The organism is Zunongwangia endophytica (genome assembly GCF_030409505.1).
GTDB lineage: Bacteria > Bacteroidota > Bacteroidia > Flavobacteriales > Flavobacteriaceae > Zunongwangia > Zunongwangia endophytica.
The window spans coordinates 1730494-1743990 of the sequence record NZ_JAUFPZ010000002.1; the positions used below are offsets into that span (position 1 = coordinate 1730494).

At 34.8% G+C, this 13497-nt stretch carries 12 protein-coding genes; 5 read left to right on the forward strand and 7 right to left on the reverse strand.

Annotated elements, in window-relative coordinates; genetic code table 11:
* Window positions 1-15: 15 nt before the first annotated feature.
* Window positions 16-981 carry a fasciclin domain-containing protein gene (locus QWY91_RS07780; RefSeq protein ID WP_290233395.1) on the reverse strand — a complete coding sequence of 322 codons (966 nt, stop codon included), beginning with the start codon at window positions 979-981 and terminating at the stop codon, window positions 16-18.
* Between the two features lie 93 nt (window positions 982-1074).
* Between QWY91_RS07780 and QWY91_RS07785 the strand changes: the two genes are divergently transcribed.
* The 3 genes from QWY91_RS07785 to QWY91_RS07795 all read left to right on the forward strand — a co-directional run bounded on the left by QWY91_RS07785 (window position 1075) and on the right by QWY91_RS07795 (window position 4055).
* Window positions 1075-1737, forward strand: coding sequence for a toxin-antitoxin system YwqK family antitoxin (locus QWY91_RS07785; RefSeq protein ID WP_290233397.1), 663 nt, complete (start codon window positions 1075-1077; stop codon window positions 1735-1737).
* Window positions 1738-1894: 157 nt separating this feature from the next.
* On the forward strand, window positions 1895-3082 hold the full coding sequence (gene mnmA / locus QWY91_RS07790; protein WP_290233400.1) for a tRNA 2-thiouridine(34) synthase MnmA: 1188 nt from the start codon (window positions 1895-1897) through the stop codon (window positions 3080-3082).
* A gap of 19 nt (window positions 3083-3101) precedes the next feature.
* On the forward strand, window positions 3102-4055 hold the full coding sequence (locus tag QWY91_RS07795) for an NAD(P)H-dependent flavin oxidoreductase (RefSeq protein WP_290233403.1): 954 nt from the start codon (window positions 3102-3104) through the stop codon (window positions 4053-4055).
* On the opposite strand, the gene QWY91_RS07800 is transcribed toward QWY91_RS07795, so the two are convergent.
* From QWY91_RS07800 to guaA, 6 genes are all read right to left on the reverse strand, one after another.
* Window positions 4042-6741, reverse strand: coding sequence for a hypothetical protein (locus tag QWY91_RS07800; RefSeq protein WP_290233406.1), 2700 nt, complete (start codon window positions 6739-6741; stop codon window positions 4042-4044). The genes QWY91_RS07795 and QWY91_RS07800 overlap by 14 nt on opposite strands.
* 474 nt (window positions 6742-7215) lie before the next feature.
* Window positions 7216-7761 carry an HNH endonuclease gene (locus QWY91_RS07805; protein WP_290233409.1) on the reverse strand — a complete coding sequence of 182 codons (546 nt, stop codon included), beginning with the start codon at window positions 7759-7761 and terminating at the stop codon, window positions 7216-7218.
* A 156-nt stretch (window positions 7762-7917) separates the two neighbouring features.
* Window positions 7918-8181, reverse strand: coding sequence for a hypothetical protein (locus tag QWY91_RS07810; RefSeq protein WP_290233412.1), 264 nt, complete (start codon window positions 8179-8181; stop codon window positions 7918-7920).
* A 106-nt stretch (window positions 8182-8287) separates the two neighbouring features.
* On the reverse strand, window positions 8288-8689 hold the full coding sequence (locus QWY91_RS07815) for an OsmC family protein (RefSeq protein ID WP_290233414.1): 402 nt from the start codon (window positions 8687-8689) through the stop codon (window positions 8288-8290).
* On the reverse strand, window positions 8649-10667 hold the full coding sequence (locus tag QWY91_RS07820; protein ID WP_290233417.1) for an amino acid ABC transporter substrate-binding protein: 2019 nt from the start codon (window positions 10665-10667) through the stop codon (window positions 8649-8651). The genes QWY91_RS07815 and QWY91_RS07820 overlap by 41 nt, the downstream gene beginning before the upstream one ends.
* 37 nt (window positions 10668-10704) lie before the next feature.
* Window positions 10705-12234, reverse strand: coding sequence for a glutamine-hydrolyzing GMP synthase (gene guaA / locus QWY91_RS07825; RefSeq protein ID WP_290233419.1), 1530 nt, complete (start codon window positions 12232-12234; stop codon window positions 10705-10707).
* Between the two features lie 248 nt (window positions 12235-12482).
* Here guaA and QWY91_RS07830 point away from each other — a divergent pair, with 248 nt between their 5' ends.
* Both QWY91_RS07830 and QWY91_RS07835 read left to right on the forward strand, forming a co-directional pair.
* Complete coding sequence (locus QWY91_RS07830; RefSeq protein WP_290233422.1) at window positions 12483-12617, forward strand: hypothetical protein; 135 nt, start codon at window positions 12483-12485, stop codon at window positions 12615-12617.
* A gap of 47 nt (window positions 12618-12664) precedes the next feature.
* Window positions 12665-13390, forward strand: coding sequence for an SIMPL domain-containing protein (locus QWY91_RS07835; RefSeq protein ID WP_290233425.1), 726 nt, complete (start codon window positions 12665-12667; stop codon window positions 13388-13390).
* The last annotated feature ends 107 nt before the right edge of the window (window positions 13391-13497 follow it).

Sequence of the window (13497 nt, forward strand, 5' to 3'; positions counted from 1 at the left end):
TAAAATTGAATTTTCTTATTCAATTATTATTTGATCAACTACCTGAATTACGCCATTTACAGCCTGAATATTTGGCGTAGTTATATTAACGATATCTTCGTTTTCTAATAATATTTTCGGTCCGTTATCTTCGTAAAATTTCAATACTATACCACTGATGGCGGTCACATTCAATGTATCAGCAATTGCTTCAGTGCGTATATTTTTTGCTGAAATAATGTGATTTTCGCTTATATTATTTAATGTATTCTGCGGAATATCACTAATACTCGGATAATCATTAGCTAATAAAAAGTTTTGAATAGCTTCTTCTGAAGCTTGCAAGACCGTATAAACTTCGTTTTCAGATCTTAACTCTTCTATATAATTTTCTGAAGTACTCGCTGAAAGCAAACTAGAAAAACTAAGCGCTGAATCTTCCTGACTTACCAACAGAAAATCGGTAATACTAGGTAACGATAAAAATGTATTAATAGGATTTAAATATCCATTATCAAGTTCAATATTGGCTTGGGCGATTACCACTTCTGCTACATTATTTATATAAAAACTATCATCTGCTGTAGAAGTATACATACTTAGCAACCGATCTGAAGCATTTCCTATCGCTAAACTTCTTATATAGGCGTCAGGAAACTCATCCAATGTTATAGCACCCGGCTGAAGATGATAACGTAGATAATTTTCTAATTCATCTAAAGGTACATCATTAATATTGGTAAAATCATTATCAGATAAAAAGCTATTAAATGCTGAATTACTAGGCGCAAAAATGGTAAACTGCTGCGTACTATTTAAGACGGAATCTAATCCTGTACGATTTAGACCCGTTGCCAAAACTGAATAATTTGGATTATTCAAAACGAAATTATTGATAGTATTTTCAGGAATAATAACATCACCAGGATCATCTGAAGTGCCACAGGACAAAATTGATTCACACAAAACAAAAAATAGTACGATCTTTGATAATTTCAGCATAGATTTCATCAATATTAATTTTTGATAAAGACTAAAATAAGCAGAGATTAATTAATATTTGCGTAATATCTGTTAATATGAAAACCCTAATTTATGATCGCATCGCTTAATTTAAAAAACACTATTATTTCTAAAGCCGCTGTAGCAACAATACTTTTATTATTATTTCAAAATCTAAGTGCTCAGGAAGGCCCCAATCAAAAGGATGCCCAAGGTAAAAGAGATGGCCTATGGAAAGTCGATTTCCCAGGAACAAACCAAACAAAATTTGAGGGAACTTTTGATCATGGCAAAGAAACCGGAAAATTTAAATTCTATAAGGAAGGTTATGACCAACATCCAAGTGCGATTATGGATTTTGAAACCGGAAGTGATTCGGTTGCCGTAAAATATTATACTCAGAAGGGGGAAGTTATTAGCGAGGGCATGATGCTGAATAAAAAAAGAACGGGCAAATGGACTATTTATCATCACAAAAGTGATCAAATAATGATGACTGAATTTTACAAAGATGGAAAATTAGATGGTCTACAAACCACTTATTTTAAAAATGGCAAGATTGGTGAAAAAACCAATTACTCCAATGATATAAAAGACGGAAGCAGCCAGATTTATGCTGATAATGGACAGCTTTTACAGGATTTGAACTATAAAAACGGAGAATTAGATGGTCACCAAACCTATTACAATCCGGCAGGCGAATGGGTTGCAGAAGGCGATTACGATAACGGAAGACGTATCGAAGATCAAAATTGATTAAAATCAGCTATTTTTTTATGATTTTTAGATTTTAAAATGCGACAAATATAAAGGTGGCTTTCGTCACCTTTTTTTATTTCGTAATTTTGTAGACTTTATTTCGACTTTATAATCGATCAATCCAATAAGGCTTGATCTATCAAGTTTAATTTCTATGAAAAAAGTTGTAGTAGGACTCTCGGGAGGTGTAGACAGTAGTGTTTCAGCATATCTTTTAAAAGAACAGGGATACGAGGTTATTGGATTGTTCATGAAGAACTGGCATGACGATTCGGTTACCATTTCAGACGAATGTCCTTGGTTAGAAGATAGCAATGATGCAATGATTGTTGCAGAAAAATTAGGTATTCCATTCCAGACGGTAGATCTAAGCGAGCAATACAAAGAGCGTATTGTAGATTACATGTTCAATGAATACGAACGTGGTAGAACACCTAACCCAGATGTTCTGTGCAATCGTGAGATTAAGTTTGATGTTTTTATGAAGATCGCTTTGTCTCTAGGCGCAGATTATGTGGCTACTGGTCATTATTGCCGAAAAGCAGAATTTGAGGCGAATGGGGAAACTACCTATCAACTTTTAGCAGGAAAAGATAATAATAAAGATCAGTCTTATTTTCTTTGTCAATTAACTCAGGATCAAATTTCTAAAACCTTATTCCCTATTGGCGAACTTCAGAAATCTGAGGTTCGAAGAATCGCTACAGAACAAGAATTAGTTACAGCAGATAAGAAAGACTCACAAGGACTTTGTTTTATAGGAAAAGTACGTCTTCCAGATTTTCTTCAGCAAAAATTAAAAGCTAAAGAAGGTAATATTGTAGAAATTAAATCGGATATCGACACCTATAAAAATGATATTCCTGAATTTGAATCTAAAATTGAAGAATTAAAATTTCTTGCTCAAAAACACCAATATCAACCTACTGATGGAAAAGTTGTGGGTAAACATCAGGGTGCGCATTATTTTACTAAAGGTCAGCGTAAAGGTTTAGCCGTAGGAGGCACACCGGAACCACTTTTTGTAATTGATACTGATGTAAAGGACAATGTAATCTATACAGGGCAGGGAAAAAATCATCCCGGAATTTATCGAAAAGCGCTATTTATAAATGCCGATGAAGTGCATTGGGTTCGTGAAGATTTACGATTACAAACAGATGAAACGAAACAAGTAAAAGCTAGAATTCGATACCGACAGTCTTTGCAGGATGCGACGCTCCATCAAACCGAGCATGGAATGTATGTGGTATTTGAGAATCCACAAGATTCGATTACCGAAGGCCAATTTGTTGCCTGGTACGAGGATGAAGAATTATTAGGATCTGGAGTAATTTCTTAAATTGCAGGAAACAACTGCAATGTCTACTAATAGAATCACTCAACTTTTCAATATAAAATATCCACTTATCCAGGCTGGTATGGTCTGGGCAAGTGGCTGGAAACTGGCGAGTGCTGTGAGCAACGCTGGCGGACTCGGAATTATTGGTGCGGGTTCTATGTATCCTGAAGTGCTTAAAGAGCATGTCTTAAAGTACAAGAAAGCTACCGACAAACCTTTTGCTGTTAATGTGCCTCTTCTCTACCCTAATGCGGAAGAAATTATGCGCATAATTGTCGAAGAAAAAGTTCCTATAGTTTTCACGTCTGCCGGGAATCCTAAAACCTGGACCAAATACTTACAGGAAAATGGAATTATCGTTGTTCATGTAGTAAGTAACGTAAAATTTGCTCTGAAATCTCAGGAAGCTGGAGTAGATGCAATTGTTGCTGAAGGTTTTGAAGCCGGTGGACATAACGGAAGAGACGAAACTACCACTTTCACGCTTATCCCGATGGTAAAAGAAAAAATTGAGATTCCGATTATCGCAGCAGGTGGAATCGCAACTGGTCGCGGGATGTTGGCAGCGATGGTGTTAGGCGCCGATGCCGTACAGATTGGAAGTAGGTTTGTAGCTTCAGAAGAAGCTTCTTCACATATTAAGTTTAAGGAAATGGTTGTTGAAGCGCAGGAAGGTGATACCAAATTGACTTTAAAAGAACTTGCACCTGTACGACTTCTGAAAAATAAATTCTTTGAAGATATTGAAACGCTTTACGATACCAATCCTTCAAAAGAAGATTTAAAGCAACTCCTAGGTCGCGCTAGAGCTAAAAAAGGCATGTTTGAAGGAGATCTGGTAGAAGGTGAACTTGAGATTGGTCAAATTTCAGGATTAATTAATAAAATTAAGCCCGCTGCAGAGATTGTAACTGAAATTATTGAAGAATTTGAAGCAGTTAAAAATGACATTTCGAGTTTCAATTTGAAATAACCTGATCGCTACTTTTTACAGGGTATAAAAATTCTTTATATCCAATTTGACCATTTTTAGTAATAACTTCTATAATTACTAAAACTTCTTCAACATCATCGGGATTGTAAAATGAAATTTCTGTAGGTGCTTCTGGCGTATGCGCTACTTCAGGTTCCCAATAAATTATGGTTCTAAGATCTGGTTCTTCGCTTTCAAGCCGATCTTTATTTTGGTAATTAGGTTGATAAAAAGACTTTGATTTTGCGAAACCACTAACCGAGGTTCTTAAAATACCTTTAGGCTTTTGTGCCCCAAAAATTCCTTTTTTACCATGTGTATATATCGCAATGACATCACCTTGAGGTGGAATTTCTCTAGGATTGGCGTATGGATAAGCTTCTGTAAATAATCGCGAAAAGTTTTTAGCAAATCGAATAATTTCAACACTTTTAACTTCGCTTGGCGGTATATTAGGAATCAGTGGATAATTAAGATTATTTACTACTATTCCGTCGATCATCATAATGGTAACACCGGCGCCACCCATAACTGTGGCGCTTAAACTCGCTCCAGGTTCCTGAATATCCCTTTGTATTCTAATATCATTAGGAAAGTTGAATAACAAAACACTATAAAGCCCATAAGACCAATCTTTCTCTTTTTCCTGGATATCACTTCCTTTTATGACAACATCGGGTTTTCCGGCAAGATCAGCAGTTTTCTGCCGTTCCTCAGTCATATTGTAAGCTTCCACGACAACTTCATCTAATTCAGTTATGCCTTCAGCCATTTCATAACTTTTGATTTTTTGGAATTTTTGTCGTTCCTGTTTTATTATTTCTGAATAAACACTGTCGGGCTTTTCAATTTTCAAGCGTTCTTCAAAGGAAATTAAAGGTGGTTCATTTCTATTAATTTCTATATCAAAATTTCGCTTATTGCCTTTCTTTTTACTTTGAATTACAATTTCGTTCGAATCATTTTCAAGATCATCTATATTGAAATAAAATTTGCCTAGACTATCCGTTTCACTAGTCTGAAGGATTGGCTGATCACCAAAGGACATTAGCGACATTTCTACATTTTCTTTAACCTTCTGAAATAATGCACTTTTTACTGTTCCCTCCAAAGTTAAAATAGGTTCAGCATAAAAATTAAAAGCTACGCTACTGGTATCATATTTATAATTACGCCATCCCTGAGTAAGCAATAAAACATCGATATCTCGAAACCTGTAAGCATCATCTCTATTAAAATAAGATCCAGGATCTTCAATTTCTCCTCGAAGTTCAGAAGTTAGATAGAAATGAGACAAAATTGAATTGTGTTTTTTATAATTCGTTTCTAAGTGATCATTAGCTACAGACAATACAGAGAAGTTCGCTTCAACAGGATTTCCGTTTTTATCTTTAATAACTATGCTAAGATTGGTTTCTTCTCGCGAAAGATATTCTTTCTGATCGCTTTCCACCTCTATTTTAAGATCGTCTTCAGATTGGTCATTAAAAAATAAACGTTCCGCAACCGGAATTTGATTTTGATTTAAAAGTGTAAAACAATTGATGCCTGAGGGAAATTTACTGGAAGCTATAGACGTATTAAATTGATTATTGGTCACCTTCCCTTTAATATCAAACATATTCACACCTCTGAAACTACATCGAATTGTTAGCGAATCTGTGTCGTGTGTATTAGTTGCTATAAAACCAATACGACTTCCAGATTTCCTTACTGAAAGTATAGCTCCATTTTCAATTGCTTCGGGAATTTTATGCGCTTCTGTTTTTACTTCGGTATTAGTTATTTTGGCGGTGTAAATTTCACCTTTTTCAGGACGAAAAATAATCATCCCCATTCCCAAATCGTTCGCTTTAAAAGAGGAGATAGTATCTTGGTTTTCATCTATAACAATTCCTTCAGTATAGCGCCCATCACCTTTAAAATCTAAAACTTTAATTCCTAAAACATTATTGTAGCCAGACAACATTTTTCCGCTTTCAGGTAAAAATTGTAGATCTATTTTTTCGGTTTCTAAACCAATTGTTCTAGCAGCTCTAAATCCATTGTCAGTTTTCAACTCGATACTCACAAAATCCGGTTTACCTGAAAGTTTATAATCCAAAACAAAGCTATCATCAACCTTTTTCAGTGCTACGGAATCGGTTTTAGTTCCATTGAAATTTAAACCGACAAGAATTTTATTTCCATGTAGACTATCTAACTTTTTGGGCTGAATGATCGCTTTCAGAAAATTGCCTTCGTTTTGCTCAACAATTTTCACATCACTGATAACCTTCTCATCTATAGAAGATTTTGGATAAATAGTTATATATTTTGAAAAAATGAAATCCTGACCAAAATTACGATTCCAACGTGTAAATGCTCGAATCTTATAAGTTCCTTCTGAAAGTGTAGCGGGGAGCTCAAAAGAATTGTGCCCGGAGCCATTAATAATTTTCACCAATTTCTGACTAACAAGCTGTTTATCTGGACCTATTAGATCAACGTGTAAGACCCCAGAACGTTCTGAGGGTTTGTGATCAAGATTATTAAGCACTAAAGCTTTAAACCAAATGGTACTTTCTGTAAAATAGTAATTACGATCTGTTTGTAAATAGATCTTTTCAGCATAAGCTGCATCAGAAACTAGTCTGTCTTCTTGAGCAATTAAGGGGATGTTGAACAAAGCTAGACAGATACCCAATAAGAAGTACTGTTTTAATTGCATGATAATGGTAAAGTCTAAATATACAAATTTGACTTTAAAAGAACCTGTAACTGTAAAACTTCTGAAAAACAGATTCTTTGAGGATATTTAAACGCAATATTATAATAATCTTTCAAATGTAGATTTAAGCAACTCTTGGGTTTCGATAAAGCTGAAGCAAGGTATATTTGAAGATAACTTCGCAGAAGAATACTTAAAATTGGTCAAATTTCAGTATAAATTAAATTAATAAAACCTCTTACTGAAATTATTATTGAAATTATGGATCACTTCGAAATGACTGAAAAGAATGTTACTGAAATCAATTTAAAGTAGTTGGTGATCTAGTTTCAACGTATTTGTATATGCTTTACGAAGCTCTAGTTTCTTTGCAGATTCAGAAACAAATATACCTTATCGCGAAACTCAAATAATTCGCTATAAGGTATATATTTTTTTTATAAACGATAATTATTCAGTTACCGTGCTCCAATTTTCGCCTGTTTTTATCCTTTGGATTTGCATATCAGACACGCCAAAACGTTTTGCAATCATGCTCAGCCTATTGTTTTTATTTTTTAATTGACGCTTGATAATTTTCACTTTACCTGCGCTTAGTTTACCAATATTTTTACTCCTTTTTCTAACAACTTCATCCCAATCTGGATGGCTGAACTGATGCAGCTCCTTTTCTCTTTTCGTAGCCCATTTTAAATTTTCAACACGATTATCAGTTTTGTCGTAATTGAGGTGAATAACAAAAACTCCGTTATTTCTTTCCAAAAAATGCTCTGCAACAAGTTTGTGAACGTATCTACTCGTCTGCTTTCCGTTCTTTTTCTGTTTTACCGGCAAGTTCTGATAACCGTTTATATAGTATTTTTTAACCAAAAATTCTTTGTCGGTTTTACAATTTATTACTCTACCGAAATTTGATATTTTAAACTTTTCTTTTTCAGAAATCTTGTCATCAAATTCTATCTCTTTCCATTCTTCTCTCCTATAACTCTGTATCATTCTCGACATTAGATTTTATTAATTCTACATACTCACTTCTAAAAGAAACATAATTTTCAATAAAAAATTAAAGCTCGTATGGTAACTAATCTTTAAGTAAAGAATAGTTACCATCGAAATCCTAAAAATATAAATTTTAATTGGGGTTCTATAAGGTTAGTAGTTCTGACTACCTATACCAGATAAAAGTGCTACACCTCCAAGAAAAACAAAGAAAATAATACTCAATATAATAAGGATCACATAAAGTAAAAGCATTCCTTTAGCCCAATTTCTACGTGTATGATTTAAATCTCCACCAAATGCCCATACTAAAAGCATAATAATACCAATAAACGGAAGACCCGCTACAAAAACGTAAAGCGCCCATTTTTTTGGTGAAATGTAATTAGGTTGTTCTGGCTGATTGTAAACTTCCATTATTTTGATTTTGGTTATCTATTGAAAGACGAAAACTATTTGGTGTTAGCATAGTTCCTAAAATACTGAAACTTTACCACAAACTACGAAAGTCAATATCTAAAACCTATGCATAAATAAACTGAATATCTTTTTCAATATCAGGATGTAAACTGTAAAACACAGGACAGGTTTTGGCGGCATTCTGTAAAATCTTTCTATCCTTATCCTCCAAATCTGATTCTAAAGTTAGCTTTACTTCGATTTTAGAAATACGTCTAGGCTCACTCGCCATTGTTTTGATAACTTCAGCAGTTGCTCCTTTAATGGAAATATCCATTGCTTCAGCCTTAATACCCATAATTGTTAGCATACAGGTAGCTAAAGCGGTCGCTACAGCATCGGTTGGCGAAAAAGACTCTCCTAAACCATGATTATCAACTGGAGCATCTGTTATTATTTTAGTACTGCTTTGCAGATGTTCTGCCTCAGTCCTTAAATTCCCTAAGTATGTTACTTTTGCTGTCATCGGCTATTTGTAAAGTTAAGTCTGGATTTATCTGAAGAATATAAACGGCCTTATTTCTAAATCCGCCACCAGTCTGCGGCTCATATAAAAATTTATTTTCGTGATATTCTGTAAAACCTTTAAAGTCATTAAAAGAGGCGTAAATATCTTTAGAAGCCGCCAATCTCAATAAAACATCCATAGTCAAATCGTAACCTCTAACAGCATATTGATTAGGTGTAACTCCAAATTCGTTCTCGTACTTCTCTAAAAACGTTGAAGAAATCTCTGGATCGTATTCTTTTTCTACTGATGGATAATGGAAATACAACTTTCCTAAATCTGCGTTAGAAATACTTTCATTGTCATAACTATCACTTTTACTTGTCGTAAAAAGCGTGATATTCAATTCATCTCTTAAAAGACGATTTAAAGCTGAAACTGTACTACTAATAATACCTACGCTACTCGACTCTAAGATCACCCAGTTTTGAGCTGTGGGTACCAAAACATTTTTCAGGCTAGCTTCGGAAACAAAACCGTTACTGGCATTGATTACTCTTGCTGAAGGAAATATTTGATTAATCTTATTTTTGGTTTGATAAGCGTTAGCATCTGCAACGATGACGATATTCTTATCTTGGCCGAATTTACGAAGATAATCAATCATCGTATTCGCCATAGATACTTTAGTAGGTCGTGCTATAAATAAATTATTAGCGCCTTGCATTTCTTTATCTGAAAGCGGAGTAAAAACCGGAATATTCTCAGATTTCAGTCTTTGTGCAGCAGCTTCAGTAGTGGATTGTAAAAACGGCCCAATCACCGCATCGACATCTCGAAAACTGTTTGTATTTATAGTATTAGCAATTTCCGAAGCACTTCTTTTGGTATCGTACACTTTTACATTAGTGCTTATGCCTAATTCTTTGGCATCTTCGATCGCCATTTTTGCACCACTATAAAAATCCAGGCTTATTCTTAAAACGCGATCATCTAAAATCGCATCTTTATAAGTTTTAGTTGAATCAAGTCCTAATTTATCTAAACTATACGGAAGCATAAACACCAAATTCTTAGGCCTGAAATTAGACAGAGAATCCTTCAAATTTAATTTCTTTCCCTGTAATTCTTCTGCTTCACTAGTTAATGTCGGTTCTACCCAATTATCTGGATTCTGTTCTTCTGGGTTAGGTACTTTTAGAACCATTCCCCATTCTAAACCTTCTTTTTCTATGATAGGATTTAAGGCTAAAATAGAATCCTGAGTTACATGAAAGCGCTGTGCAAGTCCAAATAATGTTTCTTGCGGCTTCACTTCATAAAACTCAAATTTCTTATCTAGTAACACAACCGGCTCTGGAGAAACATTAGTTCCTACCTTCAGCATAATTCCGGGTTGTAAAACATTTACCGTAGGATTAAGAGCTTCTAATTCTTTAACTGTAAGACCATATTTTCTGGCAATCCCGTATTTGGTTTCCTTCGGTAAAACAACATGCTCTCTTATCTCATTTTCGTCAAATTCCTGTCTAATTTCTTCTTTTGAAGATTTTTCAGGTTTGGCTACAACGCGATCAATTTTTCTAAAAACTGGAATTCGGATAGTTTCGCCCTTCTGTAGTTCTTTCGAATATAATTGCTTATTATATCGCTTTATAGCTTCAACTTCAACATTGTATTGCTGGGATAAGCTGAAAAGCGTCTCTTTTTTCTCAACTTTGTGCTGCTTAAACTCAACAGGCTCTAAGCTAGAAGTACCAACTTTAGCTGGCATTCCTTTGTCTCTTTCTGCAATAGGAATAACCAGCTTAGATGATTGTTCAATACCATTTTTAGCATCTGAATTATATTTATAAATATCTTCTTCAGAAATATCATAATCCTTGGAAATACTGTAAACAGTTTCTCCTTTTTTAACTGTGTGATATTTAAACTTCTGGGCAAATCCAGAAACGCTCATCATACAGAAAAAACAAATTAAAAAAAGGTATCTCATTTTGTTGAATTTTGGCTTTATAGGTGCAATACAAATTCTATTCCCATTCTATCGTAGCTGGCGGCTTAGAACTTATATCATACACTACCCTATTAACGCCTTTTACTCTATTTATTATTGTGTTCGAAGTTTTTTGCAAAAATTCGTAAGGTAAATTTACCCAATCTGCCGTCATACCGTCGGTAGATTCTACTGCTCTTAAAGCCACAACCTGCTCGTAAGTACGCTCATCTCCCATTACACCTACAGATTGTACCGGCAACAAAATTGCTCCGGCCTGCCAAACTTTATCGTAAAGTCCCCAATCTCTAAGTCCCTGAATAAAAACATGATCTACTTCCTGCAATATTCTTACTTTCTCTGCAGTAATATCGCCTAAAATTCGAATTGCCAAACCTGGGCCAGGGAATGGATGGCGTCCTAATAGAACTTTATCTATACCTAACTCGGCTCCTACTCTTCGTACCTCATCTTTAAAAAGCATTCTTAATGGCTCTACCACTTTCAATTTCATAAAATCTGGTAGACCACCTACATTATGATGCGATTTAATTGTTACTGAAGGTCCGTTTACCGAAATAGACTCGATAACATCCGGATAGATAGTTCCTTGTGCTAAATAAGTTACATCTTTTATTTCGTGCGCCTCATCATCAAAAACTTCGATAAAAGTGTTACCTATCGCTTTTCTTTTCAATTCAGGATCACTAATTCCGGCTAAAGCATCAAGAAAACGTGCAGAAGAATCTACTCCTTTTACGTTTAGTCCCATATCCTTATACTGGTGCAAAACATCTTCAAATTCATTCTTACGCAGCAGACCATTATTTACAAAAATACAGTAAAGGTTTTTACCAATAGCTTTATGTAAAAGCATTGCTGCTACCGTAGAATCTACTCCCCCACTAAGTCCTAAAACTACCTTATCGCCACCAATCTTCTCTTTTAACTCGGCTACCGTCAAATCTACAAAAGCACCCGGAGTCCAACTTTGCGTTACTCCAGCAATATTTACTAGAAAATTCTCTAGTAATTGCTTTCCATCGGTAGAGTGATAAACTTCAGGATGAAATTGAATTGCAAATGTTTCTTCACCCTCAATTCGATACGCTGCATTTAGCACATCGGTTGTACTTGCAAGGCGTACACTATTTTCAGGTAATTCTTTTATCGTATCACTATGGCTCATCCAAACCTGAGAGCCTTCCTTAATATTTTCAAATAAAGGTTCTGCATCCTTAATAACAGATAAGTTTGCTCGACCATATTCTCTAGTTTCAGAAGGTTCTACTTTACCGCCATTAAAATGGGCTAAATACTGAGCGCCATAGCAAACAGCTAGTAAAGGTAATTTCCCTCTAATTTGAGATAAATCAGGATGCGGAGCATCTTCTGCTCTTACTGAAAACGGACTTCCTGAAAGGACAACCGCTTTAAAGCCTGAAAGGTCTTGTGGAACTTTGTGAAATGGATGGATTTCGCAGTAAATATTCAATTCTCTTACGCGTCTTGCAATCAATTGCGTATACTGCGAACCGAAGTCTAAGATGAGTACGTTATTTTGCATGCGCAAAATTAAGAATTTGTACTAAAAATGAAATACAATCTACAATTATTTTACACTTACTTTTCGACAAATATTTTAGACTCTATTTAATACTAGTATTTAACAAAATGATACCTAAGTACAATAAATGTTAATAATATTAAGAAAATGCTATTTAGTAAGTGGTTTCTACACATCTTTTGGTTATTCAAACTATTTGCACTTTATTTGTTTTAACCTATTTTTAACTTAACCTAAATCCCCAAAGAATGACTAACCGAACAGAAGAAGAGTTGATGAACTCTCTACATCCATCCCGATCGATATTAGAATTGGTGTATTACATCATGACGGTAATTTGCGTCGTGGGAATTGCCATAATAGTTTTTCAACTTATGCAATAATACTACCTATTAAAAGCTTAATTTTATAGCCTAATTAACTACAGTCTATGAAATATATTAGTGCTATAATTTTTTCAATTGCCATTGTAATTGCTGCCTGGTTTTTGGGTGATGCCTATGTAAGTAGAGCTAATCCAGATGGAACAATATCTGTAACTGGTGCTGGTAGTGAGAATTTCACTTCAGATCTTATAGTTTGGGAAGGGCAATTTAGCCAAATGAGTCCAAATCTTGAAGGCGCTTACAACGAGCTTAATCGTGATAAAAGTACCGTTCGAAATTATCTAATTCAAAAAGGTATTAAAGAAAGCAATATCGTTTTTAATTCAGTACAAACGAATGAGCAACGAGAACAGCAGTACCAAGACGGTAATTATATCGGCAGCATTTTTAGAGGCTATGAGCTTACACAAAGTGTGAAGATTGAATCTAACAATGTCGAATTAATCGAGGGTGTTGCCAGAGAGATTACTGAATTATTAAATAAAGGAGTGCAATTTAACTCTACGCCTCCGCGCTATTATTATACTAAGATTGCCGACCTGAAGATTGAAATGATTTCGAAAGCTACTGAAGATGCTCGATTAAGAGCCGAGCGCATCGCAGAAAATTCAGGAGGAACTCTAGGCGATTTGAAAAGCGCAGATATGGGCGTTTTCCAGATTACCGGCCAAAATAGTGGCGAAGATTACAGTTGGAGTGGTGCTTATAATACGGCTGACAAAAAGAAGACCGCTAGCATTACGATGAGATTGGAATACGAGATTGACTAATTAGTAGTAGGTACAAACTAATATTAAGTTTGTTCAAAGTTCTAACCTTAATTGTTCAATTTTAAATATTAAACCAAAAAAGCTGAAAGCTCAATCATGAGCTTTCA

Coding starts and splice junctions, on each gene's coding strand:
- QWY91_RS07780 (WP_290233395.1), bottom strand. CDS start 981: ATGCTGAAATTATCAAAGATCGTACTATTTTTTGTTTTGTGTGAATCA.
- QWY91_RS07785 (WP_290233397.1), top strand. CDS start 1,075: ATGATCGCATCGCTTAATTTAAAAAACACTATTATTTCTAAAGCCGCT.
- mnmA (WP_290233400.1), top strand. CDS start 1,895: ATGAAAAAAGTTGTAGTAGGACTCTCGGGAGGTGTAGACAGTAGTGTT.
- QWY91_RS07795 (WP_290233403.1), top strand. CDS start 3,102: ATGTCTACTAATAGAATCACTCAACTTTTCAATATAAAATATCCACTT.
- QWY91_RS07805 (WP_290233409.1), bottom strand. CDS start 7,761: ATGATACAGAGTTATAGGAGAGAAGAATGGAAAGAGATAGAATTTGAT.
- QWY91_RS07810 (WP_290233412.1), bottom strand. CDS start 8,181: ATGGAAGTTTACAATCAGCCAGAACAACCTAATTACATTTCACCAAAA.
- QWY91_RS07815 (WP_290233414.1), bottom strand. CDS start 8,689: ATGACAGCAAAAGTAACATACTTAGGGAATTTAAGGACTGAGGCAGAA.
- QWY91_RS07820 (WP_290233417.1), bottom strand. CDS start 10,667: ATGAGATACCTTTTTTTAATTTGTTTTTTCTGTATGATGAGCGTTTCT.
- guaA (WP_290233419.1), bottom strand. CDS start 12,234: ATGCAAAATAACGTACTCATCTTAGACTTCGGTTCGCAGTATACGCAA.
- QWY91_RS07830 (WP_290233422.1), top strand. CDS start 12,483: ATGACTAACCGAACAGAAGAAGAGTTGATGAACTCTCTACATCCATCC.
- QWY91_RS07835 (WP_290233425.1), top strand. CDS start 12,665: ATGAAATATATTAGTGCTATAATTTTTTCAATTGCCATTGTAATTGCT.